The 22,253-nt window shown below is 65.7% G+C and carries 18 protein-coding genes and 1 pseudogene; 12 read left to right on the forward strand and 7 right to left on the reverse strand.

The window, feature by feature from the left end:
* Positions 1 to 214: pseudogene (locus tag AAG813_RS05215) on the forward strand (MFS transporter); the annotation flags it as partial.
* Positions 215 to 319: 105 nt separating this feature from the next.
* Here AAG813_RS05215 and AAG813_RS05220 read toward each other — a convergent pair.
* Both AAG813_RS05220 and AAG813_RS05225 read right to left on the reverse strand, forming a co-directional pair.
* The gene (locus AAG813_RS05220; protein WP_341912543.1) at positions 320 to 2,536 is read right to left on the reverse strand and encodes a molybdopterin-dependent oxidoreductase; all 2,217 of its coding nucleotides are present in this window, start codon (positions 2,534 to 2,536) and stop codon (positions 320 to 322) included.
* Between the two features lie 46 nt (positions 2,537 to 2,582).
* On the reverse strand, positions 2,583 to 3,416 hold the full coding sequence (locus AAG813_RS05225; protein ID WP_341912545.1) for a helix-turn-helix transcriptional regulator: 834 nt from the start codon (positions 3,414 to 3,416) through the stop codon (positions 2,583 to 2,585).
* Between the two features lie 166 nt (positions 3,417 to 3,582).
* On the opposite strand from AAG813_RS05225, the gene AAG813_RS05230 reads away from it, so the two are divergent.
* The 5 genes from AAG813_RS05230 to AAG813_RS05250 all read left to right on the forward strand — a co-directional run bounded on the left by AAG813_RS05230 (position 3,583) and on the right by AAG813_RS05250 (position 10,604).
* Entirely contained in the window at positions 3,583 to 4,008 is a 426-nt protein-coding gene (locus AAG813_RS05230) for a hypothetical protein (RefSeq protein WP_341912548.1), read from the forward strand.
* A 98-nt stretch (positions 4,009 to 4,106) separates the two neighbouring features.
* Positions 4,107 to 5,189 carry a 3-phosphoserine/phosphohydroxythreonine transaminase gene (gene serC, locus AAG813_RS05235; protein WP_341912550.1) on the forward strand — a complete coding sequence of 361 codons (1,083 nt, stop codon included), beginning with the start codon at positions 4,107 to 4,109 and terminating at the stop codon, positions 5,187 to 5,189.
* Complete coding sequence (locus AAG813_RS05240; protein ID WP_341912552.1) at positions 5,182 to 6,420, forward strand: phosphoglycerate dehydrogenase; 1,239 nt, start codon at positions 5,182 to 5,184, stop codon at positions 6,418 to 6,420. Before serC ends, AAG813_RS05240 begins: the two co-directional genes overlap by 8 nt.
* Positions 6,421 to 6,488: 68 nt before the next feature.
* The gene (locus AAG813_RS05245; protein ID WP_341912554.1) at positions 6,489 to 9,380 is read left to right on the forward strand and encodes an aconitate hydratase; all 2,892 of its coding nucleotides are present in this window, start codon (positions 6,489 to 6,491) and stop codon (positions 9,378 to 9,380) included.
* Between the two features lie 48 nt (positions 9,381 to 9,428).
* Entirely contained in the window at positions 9,429 to 10,604 is a 1,176-nt protein-coding gene (locus tag AAG813_RS05250; protein ID WP_341912556.1) for an FAD-dependent monooxygenase, read from the forward strand.
* Between the two features lie 121 nt (positions 10,605 to 10,725).
* On the opposite strand, the gene AAG813_RS05255 is transcribed toward AAG813_RS05250, so the two are convergent.
* Positions 10,726 to 11,481 carry an SDR family oxidoreductase gene (locus AAG813_RS05255; RefSeq protein ID WP_341912558.1) on the reverse strand — a complete coding sequence of 252 codons (756 nt, stop codon included), beginning with the start codon at positions 11,479 to 11,481 and terminating at the stop codon, positions 10,726 to 10,728.
* A gap of 204 nt (positions 11,482 to 11,685) precedes the next feature.
* On the opposite strand from AAG813_RS05255, the gene kynB reads away from it, so the two are divergent.
* The 3 genes from kynB to kynA are packed head-to-tail and all read left to right on the forward strand — an operon-like array spanning position 11,686 to position 14,494.
* On the forward strand, positions 11,686 to 12,378 hold the full coding sequence (gene kynB, locus AAG813_RS05260) for an arylformamidase (protein ID WP_341912560.1): 693 nt from the start codon (positions 11,686 to 11,688) through the stop codon (positions 12,376 to 12,378).
* Positions 12,375 to 13,652 carry a kynureninase gene (gene kynU, locus AAG813_RS05265; protein WP_341912563.1) on the forward strand — a complete coding sequence of 426 codons (1,278 nt, stop codon included), beginning with the start codon at positions 12,375 to 12,377 and terminating at the stop codon, positions 13,650 to 13,652. The genes kynB and kynU overlap by 4 nt, the downstream gene beginning before the upstream one ends.
* Before the next feature lie 2 nt (positions 13,653 to 13,654).
* A complete protein-coding gene (gene kynA, locus AAG813_RS05270; protein WP_341912565.1) occupies positions 13,655 to 14,494 on the forward strand; it encodes a tryptophan 2,3-dioxygenase in 840 nt (279 codons plus the stop codon).
* A 576-nt stretch (positions 14,495 to 15,070) separates the two neighbouring features.
* Here kynA and argF read toward each other — a convergent pair.
* Positions 15,071 to 16,006, reverse strand: coding sequence for an ornithine carbamoyltransferase (argF, locus tag AAG813_RS05275; protein ID WP_341912567.1), 936 nt, complete (start codon positions 16,004 to 16,006; stop codon positions 15,071 to 15,073).
* Entirely contained in the window at positions 16,003 to 17,226 is a 1,224-nt protein-coding gene (locus AAG813_RS05280) for an aspartate aminotransferase family protein (RefSeq protein WP_341912569.1), read from the reverse strand. The genes argF and AAG813_RS05280 overlap by 4 nt, the downstream gene beginning before the upstream one ends.
* Before the next feature lie 233 nt (positions 17,227 to 17,459).
* Here AAG813_RS05280 and AAG813_RS05285 point away from each other — a divergent pair, with 233 nt between their 5' ends.
* Positions 17,460 to 17,771, forward strand: coding sequence for a DUF3579 domain-containing protein (locus tag AAG813_RS05285; RefSeq protein ID WP_096667996.1), 312 nt, complete (start codon positions 17,460 to 17,462; stop codon positions 17,769 to 17,771).
* Between the two features lie 310 nt (positions 17,772 to 18,081).
* Here AAG813_RS05285 and rpsT read toward each other — a convergent pair whose 3' ends face one another.
* Positions 18,082 to 18,390 (reverse strand): 30S ribosomal protein S20, encoded by a 309-nt coding sequence (rpsT, locus tag AAG813_RS05290; RefSeq protein WP_096667998.1) that lies wholly within the window; start codon positions 18,388 to 18,390, stop codon positions 18,082 to 18,084.
* A gap of 233 nt (positions 18,391 to 18,623) precedes the next feature.
* On the opposite strand from rpsT, the gene murJ reads away from it, so the two are divergent.
* Entirely contained in the window at positions 18,624 to 20,189 is a 1,566-nt protein-coding gene (gene murJ, locus AAG813_RS05295) for a murein biosynthesis integral membrane protein MurJ (protein ID WP_341912575.1), read from the forward strand.
* Positions 20,190 to 20,242: 53 nt separating this feature from the next.
* On the forward strand, positions 20,243 to 21,094 hold the full coding sequence (locus AAG813_RS05300; protein ID WP_341912577.1) for a tetratricopeptide repeat protein: 852 nt from the start codon (positions 20,243 to 20,245) through the stop codon (positions 21,092 to 21,094).
* Positions 21,095 to 21,235: 141 nt separating this feature from the next.
* On the opposite strand, the gene AAG813_RS05305 is transcribed toward AAG813_RS05300, so the two are convergent.
* Positions 21,236 to 22,168: a ParA family protein gene (locus AAG813_RS05305; protein WP_341912579.1), complete on the reverse strand. Its 933-nt coding sequence runs from the start codon at positions 22,166 to 22,168 to the stop codon at positions 21,236 to 21,238.
* Positions 22,169 to 22,253: the final 85 nt, after the last annotated feature.

Below are 22,253 nucleotides of genomic sequence, written 5' to 3' on the forward strand. Positions count from 1 at the left end.
CAGCGCGGCCGCGGCGCGCACCGGCCACCTGACGGGTACGGGCGCGCAGCCGCTGGCGGCGCTCAATGGCGGTTACCAGCTGGCCTTTTTGCTCGGCGCCGTGTTTGCCGCCCTGGCAGCGGTGCTGGGCGCGCTGCTGATGCGCACCGGGGCCGCCGCCGCGCCTGCGGCCGCTGCCGACCAGTCGACCGCCAGCGGGCAGGGCGCCGAATGAGCTGCACCGCGCTTGTCAGAAGCTCAGCTCCCAGGTCAATGCGCTATTTATTTGATAGCTCATTGCACAATACCTGAAAGGGCTGCAGCCTGTTTTGTCTAAAAATCAGACGCCAACGGGTTCCAGCACCACCGGCACACCGCTGAGCACCGCGTTGCCAGACAGCGGGTCGCGCCAGTCTTCGTCCAGCAGCGCATTCAGGTTGGCGCCCGGGCGCTCGGCTGCCAGCGCCATGCGTGTGCCCGGCAGGCCATGGCCCCATCCGTGGGGCAGGCTCACCACGCCGGGCATCATCTCTTCGCTCACCTGCACCTGCGCTTCGATGCTGCGGCCCTGGTTGCTGATGCGCGCCAGCGTCCCGTTCGCCAGGCCCAGGCGCTGAGCGTCGGCCGGGTGGACCAGCGCCGTGCAGCGCATCGGCCCCTTGGCAAGCACGGGCAGGTTGTGCATCCAGCTGTTGTTGGAGCGAACGTCGCGCCGGCCGACGATCACCATCGCCGGTACCGGCTCGGCGATGGCGCGCGCGGCGCGTTGCAGGTCCTGCAGCAGCGCGGGCGGCGCCAGTTCAATCTGGCCCGACGGCGTACGCAGCACCTCCGGCATGCGCGGTGCCAGTTCACCGAGGTCGATGCCGTCAGGCGCGGCCCGCACCTTGGCCAGGGTCAGTCCCCCGGGTTCACGGCCAAACTGGTCGCCGTAGGGGCCGCTGCGCAGCGCCACTTCCAGCAGGCGGTCCGGGCCAAACAGCCCTTGTGTGGCTTCGATCACCGCCTGTGCCTGGTCACCAAACACCTTCTTCGCGTCTTCGGCAAAGTAGCGGTCGTCGATCTCGCGGGCCGGCGTTTGTGCGCCCTGGCCCTGCACGATGGCGGTCAGTTTGAGCATGGTTTCCCATTCCGCCGGCTGATCTTTGGGCGCAGCAAATACCGGCGCGCTGTAACGCGCATGGTTGCGCCAGGAGAACTGGGGAAAGGCAACGTCGTAATGCATGTCTTCCAGCGGCGACAGGCCGGGCAGGATCACGTCGGCATGGCGCGAGGTTTCATTCACATAGATGTCCATGCTGACCATGAACTCCAGGCTGTCGAGGGCCCGCGCCAGTCGCGCGCCGTTGGGCGAGGACAGCACCGGGTTGCTGGCCACGGTGATCAGCGTGCGCACCTGGCCGGTGCCGGGCGTCTCGATTTCCTCGGCCAGGCAGGTCAGGGGCAGTTCGCCGAAGACCTCGGGCGCGCCGCTGACACGGCTGGTGTGGCGACCGGTCGAGATGCCGCGGCCTGTGCCGGACTGGCCGGCGGTGTTGTGCGCAAAGGCGGCGGCTTTCGGGAACATCGCGCCACCGGGCTCGTCGAGGTGGCCGGTCAGCACATTGAGCACATCCACCAGCCAGCTCGCCAGCGTGCCGTATTCCTGCGTGCAGGTGCCGATGCGGCCGTACACCGCGGCGCGCGGTGTGCCGGCCAGCTGGCGCGCCAGGCTGCGAATGGTTTGAGCTTCGATGCCGCAACGTGGCGCGACCACTTCGGCACTGAAGCCTTTCACGGCGGCTTCCACAGCGTCCACACCGTTGACCAGGGGCGCGAGGCGGCCCAGACGCACCAGCTTTTCGTCAAACAGCGTGTGCACCAGTCCCAGCAGCAAAAACACGTCGGCGCCGGGGCGGATGAAATGGTGCGTATCGGCCATGGCGGCGGTTTCGGTGCGGCGTGGGTCGATCACCACCAGCTTGCCGCCGCGCGCCTGCATGGCCTTGGCCTTGCCCTTGAAGTCGGGCACGGTCCACAGGCTGCCGTTGCTGGCCAGCGGGTTCGCGCCCAGCACCAGCAGGAAATCACAGCGCGGGAGGTCCGGCACGGCAATGCTGAGCCAGTGGCCGAACATCAGCCCGCTGGAGAGCTGCTTGGGCATCTGGTCCAGCGTGGACGCGGAAAACACATTGCGCGAACCCAGCGCCTTGGCCAGGCGCGAAAAGTAGAGCAAGAGGCCGATCTTGTGCGCCGACGGGTTGCCCACGCTGATGGCGCCGGCCTGGCGGCCATGCTGCGCAAGAATCGGTGGCAGCCGGCGTTCGATCTCGGCAAAGGCTTCATCCCAGCTGGCCGGAACGAACTCTCCGTCGCGCTTGATCAGCGGCGTGCGCAGGCGGTCCGGGTCTTCGTGCAGGTCTTTCAGCGCCACGCCTTTGGGGCAGATGTAGCCGGCGCTGAAAACGTCGCTTTCGTGGCCGCGGATGCTGATGACTTGGCCGTCCCTGACCTTCAGCTCCAGGCCGCAACAGGCTTCGCACAACGGGCAGATTCGGTGGTGGATGCTTTCGCTCATGGTGGTCTCCTGCCTGCATGGTGCGCGAAGCCTTGCCGCGGCGCGATCACGCGGGCGACAGCAGCTTGCGCAAAACTTCGCCGGTCAGCGCGTCGGCCGGGAAAAAGGTCTCCAGCATCAGCTCCTGCAGCGTCACGTCCACCGGTGTGCCGAAAATCGTGACGGTGCTGATGAAACTGAGCACGCCGTGGTCGGTGCGGAACTGGAAGGGCATGACCACGCCCAGGTGTTCGCCTTCGAGGTGCGTCTCGTCGGCGCCTTCGGGCAGGGGGTAGCCCTGCAGTTCGGCCAGCAGGTCGGCCAGCACCGGGTCGGCGGTGGCGGCGATCTGCTGGCGCAGACGCTCGAACAGGTGCTTGCGCCATTGCGCGAGGTTGACGATCTTGCTGGCCAGGCCGCGCGGGTGCAAGCTCAGGCGCAGCACGTTGATGGGGCCCTGCAGCAGTTCGGGGTCGGCGCCGGCCAGCAGATGCGGCAGGGCGGCGTTGGCGGCGAGCAGGTTCCAGTGCCGGTCCAGCGCCAGAGCGGGAAAGGGTTCGTGGCTCTTGAGAATCAGCTCCACCGCCTGACGCGCCGAAGCGAGCGCCGGGTCGTCCAGCGGGCGTTCGCGGTACATGGGCGCATAACCGGCGGCCACCAGCAGCGTGTTGCGCTCGCGCAGGGGGATGGCCAGCCGTTCGGACAGGCGCAGCACCATTTCGCGGCTGGGGACAGCGCGGCCGGTCTCGACAAAACTCAGGTGCCGCGTCGAGATGTCGGCCTCGCTGGCCAGGTCCAGCTGGCTCAGGCGCCGGTGCTGGCGCCAGTGGCGCAGGTGCTCGCCAAACGGCAGCGGGGTGGAACGGTGAGGCCGGGCGGTGGGGTGAAGGCTGGCAGTCATGGCGCCATCGTAAGGCCGGCGCGGCCGGACACCATTACCTGGGAGGTTATCGACGCTGCGCCCTCCGGCGGCCATCATGGCGCCATGACCGCAGCGATGGACAGCCGGCTGCGGCAACCGGATCAGGCCGCTGTCCCCTGTCGTTTATTTACCCAAGGAGTTTTTCATGTCTGCTGTTGCATCCTTCTCTTCCCTGACAGCCTCTCCCAACTTCCTGCGCCGCGTGTTGTGGCTGGACGCCGCCACCGGCGCGGCCACGGGCGCATTACAGCTGCTGCTGGCCGGTTTCCTGGCCGGCCTGCTGGGCCTGCCCGAGACCCTGCTGGTGGTGTCGGGCTGGGCGATATTTGGCTACGTGGCCCTGATCGGTTTCATCGCCACGCGGCAGTTTGTGCCAGCCCCGCTGGTCTGGCTGCTCATCGGCGCCAACTTTCTCTGGGTGCTCGGCTGCCTGGCGCTGCTGCTGGGCGACTGGGTGATGCCCACGCTGGCGGGCAAGGCCTTTATCGCCATCCAGGCGGTGACCGTGGGCCTGCTGGCCGAACTGCAGTGGGTCGGGCTGCGCAAGGCCGCGGCGCAATCCCGCTGGTGAAGGGCCCGGGTGGCGCGGGACTTTCTTGTATGCTGTGCGTTCTGGCGATCCGACCGGGTCGTCCGACCGACTTCCTTCCCTCCTAGAAAGCCCTTTCCATGACACGCGTCCTGAACTTCAGTGCCGGCCCGGCCACCCTTCCTGAAACCGTGCTGCGCCAGGCCGCCGCCGAAATGCTGGACTGGAACGGTTCCGGCATGTCGGTGATGGAGATGAGCCACCGCGGCAAGGAGTTCATCTCCATCCATGCCCAGGCCGAGGCCGACCTGCGCGAGCTGCTGGCGATCCCGGCCAACTACAAGGTGCTGTTCCTGCAGGGCGGTGGCCTGGCGCAAAACGCCATCGTGCCGATGAACCTGCTGCGCGGCCACGCCGGTGCGGATTTCATCAATACCGGCGAGTGGATGAAAAAATCGATCAAGGAAGCGAAGAACTTCTGCAAGGTCAACGTCGCCGCCAGCGCCGAGGCCACGGGTTTTACCAGCGTGCCGAAATTTGACACCTGGAAACTGGACCCCGAGGCGGCCTATGTGCACATCTGCTCGAACGAAACCATTGGCGGGGTCGAGTACCACTGGACGCCCGACACCGGCAAGGTGCCGCTGGTGGCCGACATGTCGTCCAACCTGATGTCTCGTCCCATCGACGTCAGCCGCTACGGCCTGATTTATGCCGGCGCGCAGAAGAACATCGGCCCTTCGGGTCTGACCATCGTGATTGTTCGCGAGGACCTGATCGGCCAGGCGATTCCCCACACGCCTTCGGTGTTCGACTACAAGCAGCAGGCCGACAACGACTCGATGTACAACACGCCGCCGACCTATGCGATCTACATCGCCGGCCTGGTGTTCAAGCATCTCAAGGCGCTGGGCGGCCTGACCGCCGTGGAGGCGCACAACCGCCGCAAGGCGGCCCTGCTGTACGACTACCTCGATGCGACCTCGTTCTACAGCAACCCGGTGGCGCGTGAAGACCGCTCGCTGATGAACGTGCCCTTCAAGCTCAAGGACGAGTCGCTCGACGAGGCCTTCCTCAAGGGTGCGCAGGCACGCGGCATGGTGCAGCTCAAGGGCCATCGCTCGGTCGGCGGCATGCGTGCCTCGATCTACAACGCCATGCCGCTCGAGGGCGTGCAGGCGCTGGTGGCGTATATGAAGGAGTTCGAGGCCAGCCATGGCTGAGGCGGCGGCCCTGCCGGCAAGGCGTTTCGGGATTCTGGTGCTCAACCAGATCTCGGCCAATGGCCTCAAGCGCCTGCCGGCAGAACGCTACAGCACCGGCAAGGACATGGCCCGGCCCGACGCGGTGCTGGTGCGTTCGGCCGACATGCACGCCATGGTGGTCCCCGACAGCGTGCAGGCGATTGCCCGCGCCGGCGCCGGCACCAACAACATCCCGGTCCAGGCCATGAGTGCACGCGGCGTGCCGGTGTTCAATGCGCCGGGCGCCAATGCCAATGCCGTGAAGGAGCTGGTGCTGACCGGCATGCTGCTGGCGGCGCGCAACATCGCGCCGGCGCTGCGTTTTGTCGCCGGCCTGGACACCACCATGGCGAACATGGACAAGGCGGTGGAAGAGGGAAAGAAACACTTCGCCGGCTTCGAGCTGGCCGGCCACACGCTGGGCATCGTGGGCCTGGGCAAGGTTGGCTGCCTGGTGGCCGACGCGGCCATCAAGCTCGGCATGAACGTGCTTGGCTACGACCCCGACATCACGGTCGATGCCGCCTGGAGCCTGCCGGCGCAGGTCAAAAAGGCGGGCAGCGTCGCCGAGGTGCTGAAAAATTCGGACTTTGTGACCCTGCACGTGCCGCTGGTGGCCGCCACACGCGACCTGGTCAACGCCGACAACATCAGGCTCATGCGGCCGGGCGCGGTGCTGCTCAATTTTTCGCGCGAGGGAGTGGTCAGCGAGACCGCGGTGCTGGACGCGCTTGACGCGCAGCAGCTGCGCGCCTATGTCTGCGATTTCCCTTCCGCTACGCTCAACCACCATCCCCAGGTCGTGGCGCTGCCGCATCTGGGCGCGTCCACCCGCGAAGCCGAGGAAAACTGCGCCATCATGGTGGCCGACCAGCTGCGCGACTACCTGGAACACGGCAACGTGGTCAATGCGGTCAACTTCCCGGCCGTGGCCATGGCGCGCGAGTCGGCCTACCGGGTGGCGATTGCCAACGCCAATGTGCCCAACATGCTGGGCCAGATCTCCACTGCCATGGCCCAGGCCGGCCTGAACATCCACAACATGGTCAACAAGTCGCGCGGCGACATGGCCTACACGCTGGTCGATGTGGACAGCCCCGTCAGCGACGCGGTGCTGGACCACCTGCGGGCGATCGGGGGCGTGCTGGCGGTGCGTTACCTGCCCGATCCGGACCGGCCGCTTCCTGCGGGCGGTGCGGCCGGCGGCTAAGCCCCGCACTTGTCCGGTGAAACCTGACGGGGCGACAATAGCGAAAACCACACACCAAGGAGTTCGCCATGGCCCACGAGTTCGCCAAGACCCTGAAAACCTTCACCACCGCGTCGGGCAAGACCGGCAGGTTTTACTCGCTGCCCGCGCTGGCCAAACAGTATCCGAAGATCTCGCGCCTGCCGGTGTCCATGCGCATCGTGCTCGAATCCGTGCTGCGCAACTGCGACGGCAAGAAGGTCAGTGCCGAACATGTGCGCCAACTGGCCAACTGGTTTCCGAATGCCGACCGCACCGAGGAAATTCCCTTTGTCGTCTCGCGCGTGGTGCTGCAGGACTTCACCGGCGTGCCGCTGCTGGCCGACCTGGCCGCCATGCGCAGCGTGGCCATCAAGCTGGGCAAGGACCCGAAGGCCATCGAGCCGCTGGTGTCGGTGGACCTGGTGGTGGACCACTCCATCATGGTGGACCACTACGGCAAGAAAAACTCGCTGGACCTGAACATGAAGCTGGAGTTCCAGCGCAACAACGAGCGTTACCAGTTCATGAAGTGGGGCATGCAGGCCTTTGACACCTTTGGTGTCGTGCCGCCGGGCTTCGGCATTGTCCATCAGGTGAACCTGGAGTATCTGGCCCGCGGCGTGCACAAAGGTTCCGACGGCGTGTATTACCCCGACACCCTGGTCGGCACCGACAGCCACACCACCATGATCAACGGCATCGGTGTCGTCGGCTGGGGTGTGGGCGGCATCGAGGCCGAGGCCGCCATGCTGGGCCAGCCGGTCTACATGCTGACGCCCGACGTGGTCGGCTTCGAGCTGACCGGACGTCTGCGCGAAGGTGTCACCGCCACTGACCTGGTGCTGCGCGTGACCGAGCAACTGCGCAAGGAAAAAGTGGTCGGCAAGTTTGTCGAATTTTTCGGCGAAGGCACACGCACGCTGGCGCTGCCCGACCGCGCGACGATTGCCAACATGGCGCCCGAATATGGCGCGACCATGGGCTTTTTCCCGGTGGATGAAAAAACCATCGAGTACTTCACCGGCACCGGGCGCACCAAAGCCGAGATCGAGGCCTTCGAGGCCTACTTCCGCGCGCAGGGCCTGTTCGGTGTGCCGCTGCCCGGCGAGATCGATTTCTCGCAGGTGGTCAAGCTCGATCTCGGCGATGTGACGCCCAGCCTGGCCGGCCCCAAGCGCCCGCAGGACCGCATCGAGCTGGGCCAGGTGGCAACCCAGTTCGCCTCGCTGTTCAGCAAGCCGATTGCCGACAACGGTTTCAACCAGCCGGCCGCCATGCTGGCCACGCGCCACCTGCTGCAGCAGGCGGGAGCGCCCCAGCCCGACATTTCCCCGGGCGCACCGCCGACGCCGGCAGGCGCCCCCCGCATGGTGGTCGAAATGGAGGCCAACCGTCCCACGCTGGCGACGGCGCATGCGGACCTTCCTGCGCCGGCGCCCGCGCCCCAGGCCGGCGGCATCACCATCGGCAACGGCGACGTGCTGATCGCTGCCATCACCAGCTGCACCAACACCTCCAACCCCAGCGTGCTGCTGGCGGCCGGCCTGCTGGCCAAAAAGGCGGTGGAAGCCGGCCTGAAGGTGCAGCCGCACATCAAGACCTCGCTGGCGCCGGGCTCGCGCATCGTCACTGAGTACCTGACCAACACCGGTTTGCTGCCCTACCTGGAAAAACTCGGCTTTGCGCTGGCCGGTTACGGCTGCACGACCTGCATCGGCAACGCCGGCGACCTGACGCCCGAGATCAACGACGCGATCAACAAGAGCGACCTGGTGTGCGCCGCCGTGCTGTCGGGCAACCGCAATTTCGAGGCGCGCATCCACCCCAATCTGAAAGCCAACTTCCTGGCCAGTCCGCCGCTGGTGGTCGCGTATGCGATTGCCGGTACGGTGATGCGCGACCTGATGACCGAGCCGGTCGGCAAGGGCAAGGGCGGCAAGGACGTCTACCTCGGCGACATCTGGCCGACCAGCGACGAGATCTACAAACTCATGAAGTTCGCGATGAACGGCAAGGCCTTCCGCGAGAACTACGCCAAGGTCAAGACCGAGCCCGGCAAGCTGTGGGAAAAGATCAAGGGCGTGACCGGAACGGCCTACACCTGGCCTGTCAGCACCTACATCGCCGAGCCGCCGTTCTTCAAGGACTTTGCTATGGAAAATGTAGCTGCTGGCGCAGGAAAGACGGGCACTGGTGCTTCAAATGATGCCGTATCGGTGAAGGGCGCCCGCATCATGGCGCTGTTCGGCGACTCCATCACCACCGACCACATCTCGCCGGCCGGCTCCATCAAGGGCAGCTCCCCGGCCGGCCAGTGGTTGCTGGCGCACGGTGTGCAGAAAGCCGATTTCAACAGCTATGGCGCGCGCCGCGGCAACCACGAGGTCATGATGCGCGGCACCTTCGCCAATGTGCGCATCAAGAACCTGATGATTCCCGCCGGGCCCGACGGTTCGCGCGAGGAGGGCGGCGTCACGCTGTTCCAGCCGGACGGCGAAAAGATGTTTATCTACGACGCGGCCATGAAGTACATGGCGCAAGGCACCCCCACGGTGATTTTTGCGGGCGAGGAGTACGGCACCGGCTCCTCGCGCGACTGGGCCGCCAAGGGCACGCAGCTGCTGGGCATCAAGGCCGTGGTGGCGCGCAGTTTCGAGCGCATCCACCGCAGCAACCTGGTCGGCATGGGGGTGTTGCCGCTGCAGTTTCTACCCGGCGATACCTGGCAGACCCTGCGCCTGAACGGCCGCGAAGTAATTGACGTGTTGCCCGATCCCGAGCTCAAGCCGCAAAGCCGGGCCCGGCTGGTGGTCACGCGCGAAGACGGTTCGAGCGAAGAGCTGGAAGTCATCCTGCGCATCGACACGCCGATCGAGGTCGACTACTACCGGCACGGCGGCATTCTTCCTTTCGTTCTCAGGCAACTGCTGGCTGCGTGAGGGTGCGTGTGAAGCAGGTGGCGATCGCTTGAATTCCGGTGGGTTGACATGCAGGCCCTGATCGCCGGTGGCGGCATAGGCGGACTGGCGGCGGCGCTGGCGGTGTCGCGCGCCGGCTGGGACGTGCGCCTGTACGAGCGTGCACCGGTATTCAGCGAGGTCGGTGCCGGCATCCAGCTCGGCCCGAATGTCGTCAAGGTGTTGCATGGCTGGGGCCTGTCCGATGCGCTGGCCGGCGTGGCGGCGTTCCCCGATCGCCTGGAAGTGCGCAGCGCGCTGACCGGCGAAACCCTGGGTGTGTTGCGGCTCGGCGATGTGATGGCGCAGCGGTATGGCGCGCCTTACGCCACGGTGCACCGGGCCGACCTGCATGGCCTGCTGCTGGACGCGGTGCAGCGGGCCGGCGTGGCGCTCAAGCTCAACCGCACCCTGAACCGGTTCTCGCAGAGTCCGGAGGCCGTGACCGTGCAGAGCGGTGACGACCCGCCCGTCGAGGGCGAGGTGCTGGTCGGCGCCGATGGCTTGTGGAGCCCGGTGCGTCAGTGGCTGCTGGGCGACGGACCGCCGCGTGTCACCGGCCACGTGGCCTACCGCGCGCTGCTGCCGCAGGCCCAACTGCCCGAATCCCTGCGCTCCAGCCAGGTCACGGCCTGGCTGGGTCCGAAACTGCATGTGGTGCAGTACCCGGTGTGCGGCGGCCGGTCGCTCAACGTGGTCGGCATTGTCGAGGGTCGTGCCGGAGGCGATCTGGACAACTGGGACCAGGGCACCGACGGCGCCGGCCTGCACGCTGCGCTGGCCGGCAGCTGCGCGCCGCTGCAGGACCTGGTGCGCGCCATTCCCGCCTGGCGGCTCTGGGCCCTGTGCGACCGCCCGCCCATGCAGGGTGCGTACCAGCACGCGCTGGGCCGCGTCGCCCTGCTCGGCGACGCGGCGCACCCCATGCGCCCCTACCTGGCCCAAGGCGCGGGCATGGCCATCGAAGACGCCGCTGAACTCGGGCGCGTGCTGGCGCAGGCGCTGGACCCGGCTTTTGACGTGCCGACGCTGCTGGGCCGCTACGCGCTGAACCGCTGGCAACGCAATGCCCGGGTGCAGGCACGCGCCATCCGCAACGGGCAGATTTTTCATGCGAGCGGGGTGGTGCGGCTGGGGCGCGATGCGTCGATGAAACTGCTGGGCGAGCGCCTGCTGGATCTGCCCTGGTTGTATGGCGGGCCTTGAAGTGCTACTGAATTTGTAGCTGCTTGCGCAGTCTGTACATGGGCTGCAGGCCTGTTTGATACGAATATTGCGTTTGCCTGCAAGCGGACTGAAAGGGGACCTGCGCCTTCAGCCCTGCGGACTAGCCGCGCCCCACAAACGGCATCTTCGTCGCCATGATGGTCATGAACTGCACATTGGTCGCCAGCGGCAAAGCGGCCATGTGCACCACTGCGTCGGCCACATGGTTCACATCCATCAAGGGTTCGATCGCAATCTCGCCATTGGCCTGCAACACGCCCTTGGCCATGCGCGCGGCCATCTCGGTCTGGGCGTTGCCGATGTCGATCTGGCCGCAGGCGATGTCGTACTGGCGGCAGTCGAGCGAGATCGACTTGGTCAGGCCGGTGATCGCATGTTTGGTCGCGGTGTAGGGCGCCGAATGGGGGCGCGGTGCGTGCGCCGAGATTGAGCCGTTGTTGATGATGCGGCCGCCCTGCGGTGACTGCGCCTTCATCAGGCGGATCGCCTGCTGGGCGCACAGGAAGGAACCGGTCAGGTTGATGTTGACCACGGTTTGCCATTGCTCGAAGCTCAACTCCTCCATGGGCACGGCGGGCGCGCCGACGCCGGCGTTGTTGAACAGCAGGTCCAGCCGGCCAAAGGTCTGATGAACCTTGTCGAACGCCGCACGCACCGCGTCGGGGTTGCCGACATCGCAGGGCAGGGCGAGCGCCCTGTCACCGGCGCCCGAGGCCTGAGCTACCTCGTTCAACGGCTCCACGCGCCGGCCCACGAGCGCCACGCGGTAACCCTCGCGCAGCAGCGCCAGCGCCACTGCCTTGCCAATGCCGGTACCTGCGCCGGTAACGAGTGCGACCTTGCCGTTCGATGTCATGGTGAACCTTTGTCTCTTGGATGTGATTGAAATGGCGGCCCGCCAACACACGATGCCGCACCCTGCGAATTGTGCCCGAGCTGCACCGGCGATGCCTGCGGCCAGCCACCGCGCGACACGCAACTACTTGAGGCTTCAACTATTTTGAAGGCCTGTTGGAAATTACCGACACCACGGAATTTACAGCGGTGCTACCTTTGTGCCATGCGTTCCAGCCCACCTCGTTCCCGCGCCGTCCACGGTGCGGCCCCCGCCCTGAAAATCTGGGATATCTCGCCCGCCGTGGACGAGCAGGCCGCCGTGTTTCCGGGCGACGCAGCGTATTCGCAGAAGCTGCACTTTGCGCTCTCGCCCGGCTGCCCCGTCAATGTCAACACGCTCACCTTCTCGCCGCACACCGGCGCCCATGCCGACGCGCCCATGCACTATGCCAACGGCGCGCCGGCCATCGGCGCCGTGGACCTGCTGCCCTACCTTGGGCCCTGCCGCGTGATCCACTGCCTGAACTGCGGCCCGCTGGTGGAGCCGCAGCACATCGCGCACGCGCTGGACCAGCTGCCACCGCGCGTGTTGCTGCGCACCGCCGCCGCCGCCAGCCAGTCCTGGGCATTGTTTACGGCCATTGCGCCCGCCACGCTTGCGCTGCTAGCTACTAAAAACATAGCGCTTGTCGGCATCGACACGCCCAGCGTGGACCCCACCACCAGCCAGGACCTGCCCAGCCACCAGCTGCTGCTCGCGCACGACCTGCGTGTGCTGGAGAACCTGGTGCTCGATGACGTGCCGGAAGGCGACTACGAGCTGATTGCCCTGCCCCTCAAACTCACTCAAGCCGACGCCTCGCCGGTTCGCGCCGTGCTGCGCGAACTGCCAGCAAACGGCACAGGACACCCATGACCACCCTGAATGACTGCCGCGCGCTCGACGCCCGCGACGCGCTACGCCCGCTGCGCGACCACTTTGTGCTTCCCGAGGGCGTGATTTATCTCGACGGCAACTCCCTGGGCGTGCTGCCCAAAAGCGCGGCGGCACGTGTGGCCGAAGTCATCACCCGCGAATGGGGCCAGGACCTGATCCGCGCCTGGAACAGCGCCGGCTGGTTTACCCTGCCGCAACGCTTGGGCGACAGGATTGCGTCGCTGGTTGGCGCCGGAGCGGGCGAGGTGGTCGCCACCGACAGTACCTCAGTCAACCTCTACAAGGTTCTCAGCGCGGCCCTGAGCATGGCCGCCGAAGATGCGCCGGCCAAAAAAGTCGTCGTCAGCGAACGCAGCAACTTCCCGACCGATCTCTACATTGCCGAGGGCCTGTGCCGCGAGCGCGGCTACCGCTTGCAACTGGTCGAGCCTGATGACATCACCGCCGCATTGACGCAGGACACCGCCGTGCTGATGCTGACCCATGTGAACTACCGCACCGGCGCCATGCACGACATGGCGGCGCTGACCCAAGCCGCCCATGCGGCGGGTGTTCTGGTGGTGTGGGACCTGTCGCACAGCGCGGGCGCTGTGCCAGTGGACCTGCAGGGTGCCAACGCCGACTTTGCCATCGGCTGCGGCTACAAATACCTCAATGGCGGGCCCGGTGCGCCGGCTTTCGTCTGGGTGCATCCCCGGCACACCGACCGATTCCGCCAACCGCTGTCCGGCTGGTGGGGCCATGCCGCGCCGTTCGAGTTCACGCCCGACTACCGGCCCGCAGCCGGCATCACGCGTTACCTGTGCGGCACCCAACCCATCCTGAGCCTGGCCGCGCTCGAGTGCGGGCTGGACGTGTTCGGCGCCGCGGACGCCCTCGGTGGCATGAGTGCGCTGCGGGCCAAGTCGCTGGCGCTGACCGACCTGTTCATCACGTTGGTGGAAGAACGCTGCGCCGGCCATGGCCTGGGCCTGGCGACACCCCGCGAACATGCGGAGCGCGGCTCCCAGGTGTGCCTCACGCGCAGCGAAGGCGCTTACGCCATCGTGCAGGCGCTGATTGCGCGCGGCGTGATCGGCGACTTCCGGGCCGGCTCCGGCGACGGCCGGCATCCGGACATCCTGCGTTTCGGCTTCACGCCGCTGTACATCGGGTTCGAGGATGTCTGGCATGCCGTCGAGCATCTGAGGCAGGTGCTGGAAACCGCCGAATGGCGACGCCCCGAATTCAACCAGAAACATGCGGTGACCTGATCATGACCAGCCCCGAACACATCGTCACTGATGAAAAAGCCAAGCTCGATTTCAGCCGCGACATGAGTTACGGCGACTACCTGCAGCTCGACGCGATTCTCGGCGCGCAGAAACCTCTTTCCCCCGCGCACGACGAGCTACTGTTCATCATCCAGCACCAGACCAGCGAACTCTGGATGAAGCTGATGCTGCACGAGCTGGGCGCGGCGATTGCGAACGTGGCCCAGGACGAACTCGGCGACGCCTTCAAGAAGCTCGCGCGTGTCAGCCGCATCATGGAGCAGCTGGTGCACGCCTGGGACGTGCTGGCGACCATGACGCCGCCCGAATACAGCGCGATCCGGCCCTACCTCGCCAACTCCAGCGGCTTCCAGAGTGCGCAATACCGCTGCATCGAGTTTGCCCTCGGCAACAAGAACGCCGCCATGCTCAAGCCGCACGCGCATCGTCCCGATTTGCTGGCGCAGGTGCAGGCCGCCTTTGAAGCGCCCTCGCTGTACGACGAGGCCCTGCGCCTGCTGGCCAGGCGCGGCCTGCCCGTGCCGGCCAGCCACACGCAGCGCGACTGGACCCAGGCTTACGTCGAGAGCGACGCGGTCGAGCAGGCCTGGCTGGTGGTCTACCGCGACCCCAAAAAGTACTTTGACCTGTACCAGCTTGGCGAAGAACTCACCGACCTCGAAGACGCGTTCAGGCTCTGGCGCTTCCGCCATGTGACGACGGTCGAACGTGTGATCGGGTTCAAGCGCGGCACGGGTGGCACCGGTGGCGTGAGTTATCTGCGCAAGATGCTCGACGTGGTGCTGTTTCCGGAGATCTGGAAGCTGCGGACGGATCTGTAAGTCCAATCGGTCTTTAGCCCTTTTGCTGCTTGCGCTGGTAGCTACTTAATTGATAGCGTTTGCATTTCTTGTGCTGTTCGGGCTGAGCTTGTCGAAGCCGGTACAAGTTTGTGAATGGGTGGGTCTTCCAGCAGGCCGGGTCTCGCCCCGGCGGGCGAGGCACTTTGTCTTTGCTTCGCCAAAGAAAAGTACCCAAAAGAAAGGCGACCCGATGGTCTGGGTCCCCTCCGCTTCGCTCCGGGGCAACCTGTGGTGCTCGCCAAAAGCGGGGTCTGGCTAAACTCGCCTGCGGCTCAAACAACGCCAGCCCTGATCCGCTTTTGCCTGCGCTCCTCGGCCCAGCCCGACGGGTGGGGAAAATGGATGCGGGTTCGGGTGCGGGGAGACATGACGCGCGCAGCGCGTCATGTCGGACTCAAGAGACCGTCATGTTTGCACGCGAGCGCAGCACACGCGGCCAAATGAAGCTCCCCGCCATCGCCCAGCGGGGCGAGGGAGGGGCGGGGGGAGGGAGTGGGGAGTCGCTCCTACTGTCCAGTGCGAACCAGGAGCGCAGCGTGATGCCGCTCCGAGACCTTACTCAACCTTGCCCAGCAGCAAAAACTCCATCAGTGCCTTCTGCACGTGCAATCTGTTTTCCGCCTCGTCCCAGACCACCGACTGCGGCCCGTCGATCACTTCGGCTTCGACCTCTTCCCCGCGGTGCGCCGGCAGGCAGTGCATGAATAGTGCATCGGGTCTGGCTGCTTTCATCATGTCCGAGTCCACACACCAGTCGGCAAACGCCTTTTTGCGTTCTTCGTTCTCAGCTTCGTAACCCATGCTGGTCCACACATCCGTGGTCACCAGATCGGCGCCGGCGCAGGCCTGCATCGGATCCTTGAAGACCTGGTAGCTGTCGGCCGAGCGGATGCCGGCCACCGACTGGTCCACCTCGTAGCCGGTCGGTGTGCTCAGGTGCACCTTGAAACCGAGGATCTCGCTGGCCTGCAGCCAGGTATTGGCCATGTTGTTGCCGTCGCCGACCCAGGCGACTGTCTTGCCCTTGATCGAGCCGCGGTGTTCGATGTAGGTGAAGATGTCGGCCAGGATCTGGCAGGGGTGGAACTCGTTGGTCAGGCCGTTGATCACCGGCACACGCGAGTGTTCGGCAAACAGCTCGATCTTGGTCTGCTCGTAGGTGCGGATCATCACCAGGTCCACCATGCGGCTGATGACCTTGGCGCTGTCCTCGATCGGCTCGGCGCGGCCCAGCTGGCTGTCGCCGGTGGTCAGGTGCACCACGCTGCCGCCCAGCTGGTACATGCCGGCTTCGAAACTCACGCGGGTGCGGGTCGAGGCTTTTTCGAAAATCATGGCCAGCGTGCGGTCCACCAGCGGCTGGTGTTTGTCGTAGGCCTTGAATTTCTTCTTGATGAGGGCGGCGCGCTCGAAGACATAGGCGTACTCGGCGGCATTGAGGTCGCTGAACTGCAGGTAGTGGCGGATCGCCGTGCTGGCCGGGCTGCTCATGGTTTCTCCGCCAGCAGCTGCTTGATCAGCGGGCACAAAATGGCCACGACTTCGTCCGCCTCGGCCTGCGTCATGATGAGCGGCGGCACCAGCCGGATCACGCTGTCGGCCGTCACGCTGATCAACAGGCCCTTGTCGGCAGCGCGTTTGACCAGATCACCGCAGGGTTTGGCCAGGTCGATGCCCAGCATCAGGCCCATGCCGCGGATTTCCTTGACCGCGCCCGAAGCCAGCTCGGCGGCCAGTTCTCGGCCGAGGGCCGACTTCAGGTGGGCGCCCACGGTGGCGGCGTTGGCCAGCAGGCCTTCTTCTTCCATGATCCGGATGGTCTCCACCCCCGCGCGCATGGCCAGCGGGTTGCCGCCGAAGGTGGTGCCGTGGTTGCCGGGGGCAAAGATGTGGGCCGCTTTCGGGCCCGCCACGACGGCGCCGATCGGCACGCCCGAGCCCAGGCCCTTGGCCAGCGGCATCACGTCCGGCTTGATGCCGGCCCACTGGTGCGCGAACCACTTGCCGGTGCGGCCCATGCCGCACTGCACTTCGTCAATCATCAGCAGCCAGTCGCGCTTGTCACACAGGGCGCGTACCTGCCGCAGGTAGTCGGCGTCCATCGGGTTGACGCCGCCTTCCCCCTGGATGGCTTCAAAAAAGACGGCCACCACATTCGGGTTGCCGGCGGTGGCGGTTTCCAGCGCGGCCACGTCGTTGAGCGGCACGCGGATGAACCCTTCAACCAGCGGGCCGAAACCGGCCTGCACCTTGGGGTTGCCGGTGGCGCTCAGCGTTGCAATGCTGCGGCCATGAAAGGCCTTTTCGTACACCACGATTTCGGGGCGTTCGATCCCCTTGTCGTGGCCGAACTTGCGCGCCAGCTTCAGCGCGGCCTCATTGGCTTCCAGGCCGGTCGAGCAGAAAAACACGTTTTCCAGGCCCGACAGCTCGACGAGCTTGGCGGCCAGCACTTCCTGGTTGGGCACGTGGTAGTAGTTGGAGCTGTGGATGATTTTGGCAATCTGGTCCTGCAGGGCCGGCACCAGTTTCGGGTGGTTGTGGCCCAGGGTGTTGACCGCAATCCCGCCCAGCGCGTCCAGGTATTCCTTGCCGTTGACATCCCAGACGCGGCAGCCCTGGCCATGCGACAAGGCTATCGGCAGGCGGCCGTAGGTGTTCATCACGTGAGGGGAGGCGGCTTCGATGTGCTTGGGAAGGGCAGCGGTCATGAGGGAACTCCGGAAAAACAGGGGCTGAAAAAACAGGAAACCGCGATGGGATCTGCGGTTCTGAAGTGATTTTAGGCGCAGACCCTGCGGCCTTTGGTGAAGATCCTGCATCACAGCCATGCGCAACGGCTGGCGCCAGGCAAGCTGGCCTGAGTCTTATATAAGATAGAATCGTTGTGCGCTGCAACATGGGGCTCGATCCTGGCCCCGGGCACGCAAAAACCCTCCACCCGATGGTCTCCAACACCGCCAAAGAAGTCTTCATTCAAGGCATCACCCGCGACGGCAAAACCTTTCGCCCCAGCGACTGGGCGGACCGGCTGTGCGGGGTGATGAGCCAGTTCCGTCCCGGTGGCCCGCAGCCCGGCAGCCATCTGACCTATTCCCCGTGGTGTGTGCCCACGGTGATCAACGGCGTCAAGTGTGTGGTGGTCAACAGCGAACTGCGCGATGCCGAGCCCATGGCCTGGGACTTTGCGATCAATTTCGCCAAGGACAATGATTTGCAGATCGCCGAGGCCTGCCTGATTCCGGACAAGCCATAGCGGACGAGCCATAAAGCTCCTGCGCGGTTGCGATGCGGCGTTGCGCCTGACGGGAATGAAAAGGAGCCCGTCTGCCTTTTCGTCGCCATCCTCATGTACCTCATGTACCTCAAGTACATTCCGGTTGCTGCGCTCCGTGCGCTTTGCCTCGCATCCTCTCGCTACGCTTTCTGACTCATCCTTCGGGAGGTAGCGCAAAACAAAAAAGCCGTCGAAAGACGGCTTTTTTGCTTTGCTGGCAGCGCACCCTGCAGAACGGCGGACTGAGGATCAGTCCGGGCGGGTTGCCTGATTGCTCAGGCGGTGGGTTTTACGCGGCGGGAGTGGCCAAGGCGAGTGCCTTGACCTTGGTGGACAGGCGGCTCTTGTCGCGCGCTGCCTTGTTCTTGTGGAAGATGCCCTTGTCGGCGATCGTGTCCACAATGCTCTGCGCCTTGGCGAAGAGTTCGGTGGCTTTGGTCTTGTCGCCGGCGGCGACAGCTTTTTCGACGTTTTTCACAGCGGTGCGGTATTTCGAGCGCAGCGAAGTGTTGGCGGCATTGAGTTTGCTGTCCTGGCGGACGCGTTTGCGGCCGGAGGCCAGGCGGGGGTTCTTTTTCTTGGGTTTGGCGGTAGCCATATAAGTGTTCCTTTAAATGAGGAAGGGTCTGCGGATGATGCTTAGCAAAGCCCACCATTATAGCAGCCATAGGTGATGCCCCCACGGTCGCTCACTGCGTGTAGCTTCCTGCCCCCGAGGGGGCCGCTGCGCCTGCGGCCCGGCAAAGCCGGTTCCGCGGCCCCTGCTGGGTTTAGGACTTAATGCAACGTCCAGCTCCGCAAACGGGCGACTGTGCGGGCTAAACTCCTTCCGTGTCACTTTTCAAATCCGCGTCCACCGTCTCCCTGTTCACGCTGGTGTCCCGGATCACCGGTCTGGTGCGGGAGCTGCTGGTGGCTTCGACGTTTGGCGCCAGCGCCATGACGGACGCCTTCAACGTCGCTTTCCGCATTCCCAATCTCTTCCGCCGCCTGTTTGCCGAGGGTGCATTCAGCCAGGCGTTTGTGCCGGTGCTGGCCGCCAGCAAGGCCCAGCACGGCGAGGCGGCCACCCAGGTGCTGGTCAACCGGGTCGCCACCCTGCTGGTCTGGGCGTTGCTGCTGACCTGTGTGATCGGGGTGGCGGCGGCCCCGGTGCTGGTCTGGTTGATGGCCAGCGGGCTCAAGCAGGAGCCGCGCGGGTTCGAGGCGGCGGTTTTCATGACGCGCTGGATGTTTCCCTACATCGGCTTCATGTCGCTGGTGGCCCTATCGGCCGGCATTCTGAACACCTGGAAGCGTTTTGCCGTGCCGGCCGCCACACCGGTGCTGCTGAACCTCGCCATGATTGGCGCGGCCTGGTTCGGTGCGCCCTGGCTCAAGACCCAGGGCGTGGAGCCGATTTACGCGATGGGCGCCGGCGTGATGCTGGGTGGCGCCCTGCAGCTGGCGGTGCAGGTGCCGGCCCTGCTCAGGATAGGCATGTTGCCGCGCATCGGCCTGGGCTGGACGGCCATCCGCAGCGCCTGGGCCGACCCCGGCACCAAGAACATCGCCCGCCTGATGATGCCGGCCCTGCTGGGGGTCAGCGTGGCGCATGTTTCCACCATCATCAACACCCAGATTGCCTCGCACCTGACGCCCGGCAGCGTGAGCTGGCTGACCTACGCCGACCGGCTGATGGAGTTCCCCACCGCCATGCTGGGTGTGGCCATCGGGGTGGTGCTGATGCCGCAACTGGCCGCCGCCAAGGCCGCAGGTGACGGCGACGCCTATTCCGCCATGCTGGACTGGGGCCTGCGCATCGTTGTGCTGATGGCCGTGCCGAGCGCCGTTGCCCTGCTGACCTTTGCCCAGCCGCTGGTGGCCACGCTGTACCACTACGGCGCCTTCACCGACCGCGACGTGTACCAGACCACCACCGCGCTGATGGGGTACGGCGCCGGGCTGGTGGGCCTGGTGGCCATCAAGGTGCTGGCACCCGGTTTCTACGCGAGCCAGGACATCCGCACGCCCGTGAAAATTGCGCTGGTGGTGCTGGTGATCACGCAGCTGCTCAACCTGGCCTTTGTGCCGCTGCTGCAACACGCCGGGTTGGCGCTGGCCATCGGCATCGGCGCGTTGATCAATGCGCTGTGGCTGCTGATCGGCCTGCGCCAGCGCGGCAGCTACAAGCCGTCGCCCGGCTGGGGCATGTTTTCGCTGCAGGTGCTGGCCGCCACGGCGCTGCTCGCGGTCTTTTTGATGTGGGCCGCCCAGGCCGTCAGCTGGACCGGGCTGCGGGCCGAAGCCTTCAAGAGAATTGGGCTTCTGGCGCTTGTCCTGCTTGCGTCGGCTGCTATTTATTTCGGAGCGCTTTGGGCCACCGGCCTGAAAGTGCGAAAGTTGATGCGGCGCTGACGTTTTTGGTCGTGGCACTCGCGTCGCCCGGCGCTTTGTGAGAAAGTAGCGGCATGCCGCTCAATCTCGATGTTCCGTCGCCCCTGCAGTACTTTGCCAGCCTGGTGCAAAGCGATGAGCATTTTCCGCTGCTGGAAGCGGCGGTCAGTGTGGCCCAGGACGAGTACCCGGACCTGGATGTGGAGCAGGTGCTCGGCGATGTGGACCAGCTGCTGGCCCGCCTCAAGCGCCGCCTGCCGTCCGACGCCTCGGCCCTGCAGCGGCTGCGGGCGCTGAACCAGTTCTTTTTCCGCGACCTGAACTTCGGCGGCAACATCAATGACTACTACGACCCCGACAACAGCTACCTGAACGCGGTGCTGAAAACCCGGCGCGGCATTCCGATCTCGCTGGCGGTGCTCTGGCTGGAACTGGCCGGCGGGGTCGGGCTCAATGCGCGCGGCATTGCTTTTCCGGGCCACTTCATGGTCAAGGTCAACCTGCCCAAGGGCCAGGTGGTGATCGACCCTTTTACCGGCCAGTCGCTGAGCCGGGAAGAGCTGGCTGAGCGGCTCGAGCCGTTTCGCCAGCGCAGCGGCCTGGTGGACGATTTCGAAGTGCCGATCGGCCTGTACCTGCAGTCGGTGCCCTCGCGCGACATCATCAGCCGCATGCTGCGCAACCTCAAGGAAATCCACAAGACGCAGCAGGACTGGCCGCGGCTGATCGCCGTGCAGGACCGGCTGATCGTGCTGCATCCCGAGTCCTGGCCCGAATACCGTGACCGCGGCCTGGCGCTGGCCGAGCAGGGCGAGGCCGGACGCGCCGTGCCGGACCTGGAGATCTACATCGCACATGCCGAGGACGCGCTGGACCTCGACGCCATCGCCGACCGCCTGGCCCGCTTGCGGCGCCAGAAAAGCTGAACCTTTCCGGAGGTAGTGATTACACGCGTGAGCGGGGCCTCTTTTCAAGCAGGGGCCGCGGAACCGGCTTTGCCGGGCTGCAGGCGCAGCGCCCCCTAGGGGGCAGAGAGCTACACGAAGTGAGCGAACGTGGGGGCTCTACTAAACGCTGCGTTTCAAAAACTGCGGAATCAGCGGGCTGTCGGCGGCACGCGCGGGGCGGACCAGGGTGGGTGCGACCGGAGGGCGCACCGGCGCGGGGGTAGTCCGGCTGGCGCTCAGGGTGGACATGCGGCCACCCTGGACCAGGGACTCCTGGGCCGGCATCAGGCTGCCCGACAGGGTGCCCAGCTGCCTGGACACCACTTCGCCGGGCGCGGTCAGGGGTGACACCGCGCCTCGGGGTGCCAGGGTGCGTGCCGGGGGGCGCACCACGCCTGCGCCGTCATTGGCGGCTTGTGGCGGGTAGAGCTGGGGCTTGAGCCACTGCAGGATGGGCGCCCACTGCGCCAGATCGGCGGCGGCCAGCTGGGGCTGCAGGTCAAAAATCGTCAGGCCGCGCTCCAGGCTGCGCACGTAAAGCTGGGTTTCGCGCAGGGCACCGAGAAAAGGCACGCCCAGCGATTCCGACCATTCTTCGAGGGTCTGGGCGGCATTGGTGCGCCCGTCGATACGCATACCCACCACCGCCAGGCGGCAGCGGCCGTTGGCCACCCGCGGCATGGTCATCAGTTCGGCGTGGCAGGCCTCGGCCGATTCGCGGTCAAACATCGAGTTGCACACCGGCATCACGATGGCGTCGGCAAACATGACGACGCGCGCGAGTTCAAAGCCGTGCATGCCGCCGGGGGTGTCCAGCACCACGTGGGTGATGCCGGTCGGCACACGCAACATGTTTTTCTGGTCCACCGCCCAGGGCGCGATGGCCGGCAGCGAGGCGTCGCGCCGTTTGAGCCAGGCACGCGCCGACTGCTGCCGGTCCACGTCGCCGAGCATGACGGAGCTGCCGTTGCGCGCGCACCAGGCCGCGATGTGGGCGGCCAGTGTGCTTTTGCCACTGCCCCCCTTGCGGTTGACGACTGCGATGACCGGCATGAATGCTCCAAAAACGGACAGATTAAACAGTTTGATACAAGATGGCTCAAAAGTCCAGTCTGCCCAATGGCTGCGGGCGCTATCA

This window comes from Polaromonas sp. YR568, from assembly GCF_943371715.1.
Classification (GTDB): Bacteria; Pseudomonadota; Gammaproteobacteria; order Burkholderiales; family Burkholderiaceae_C; genus Polaromonas.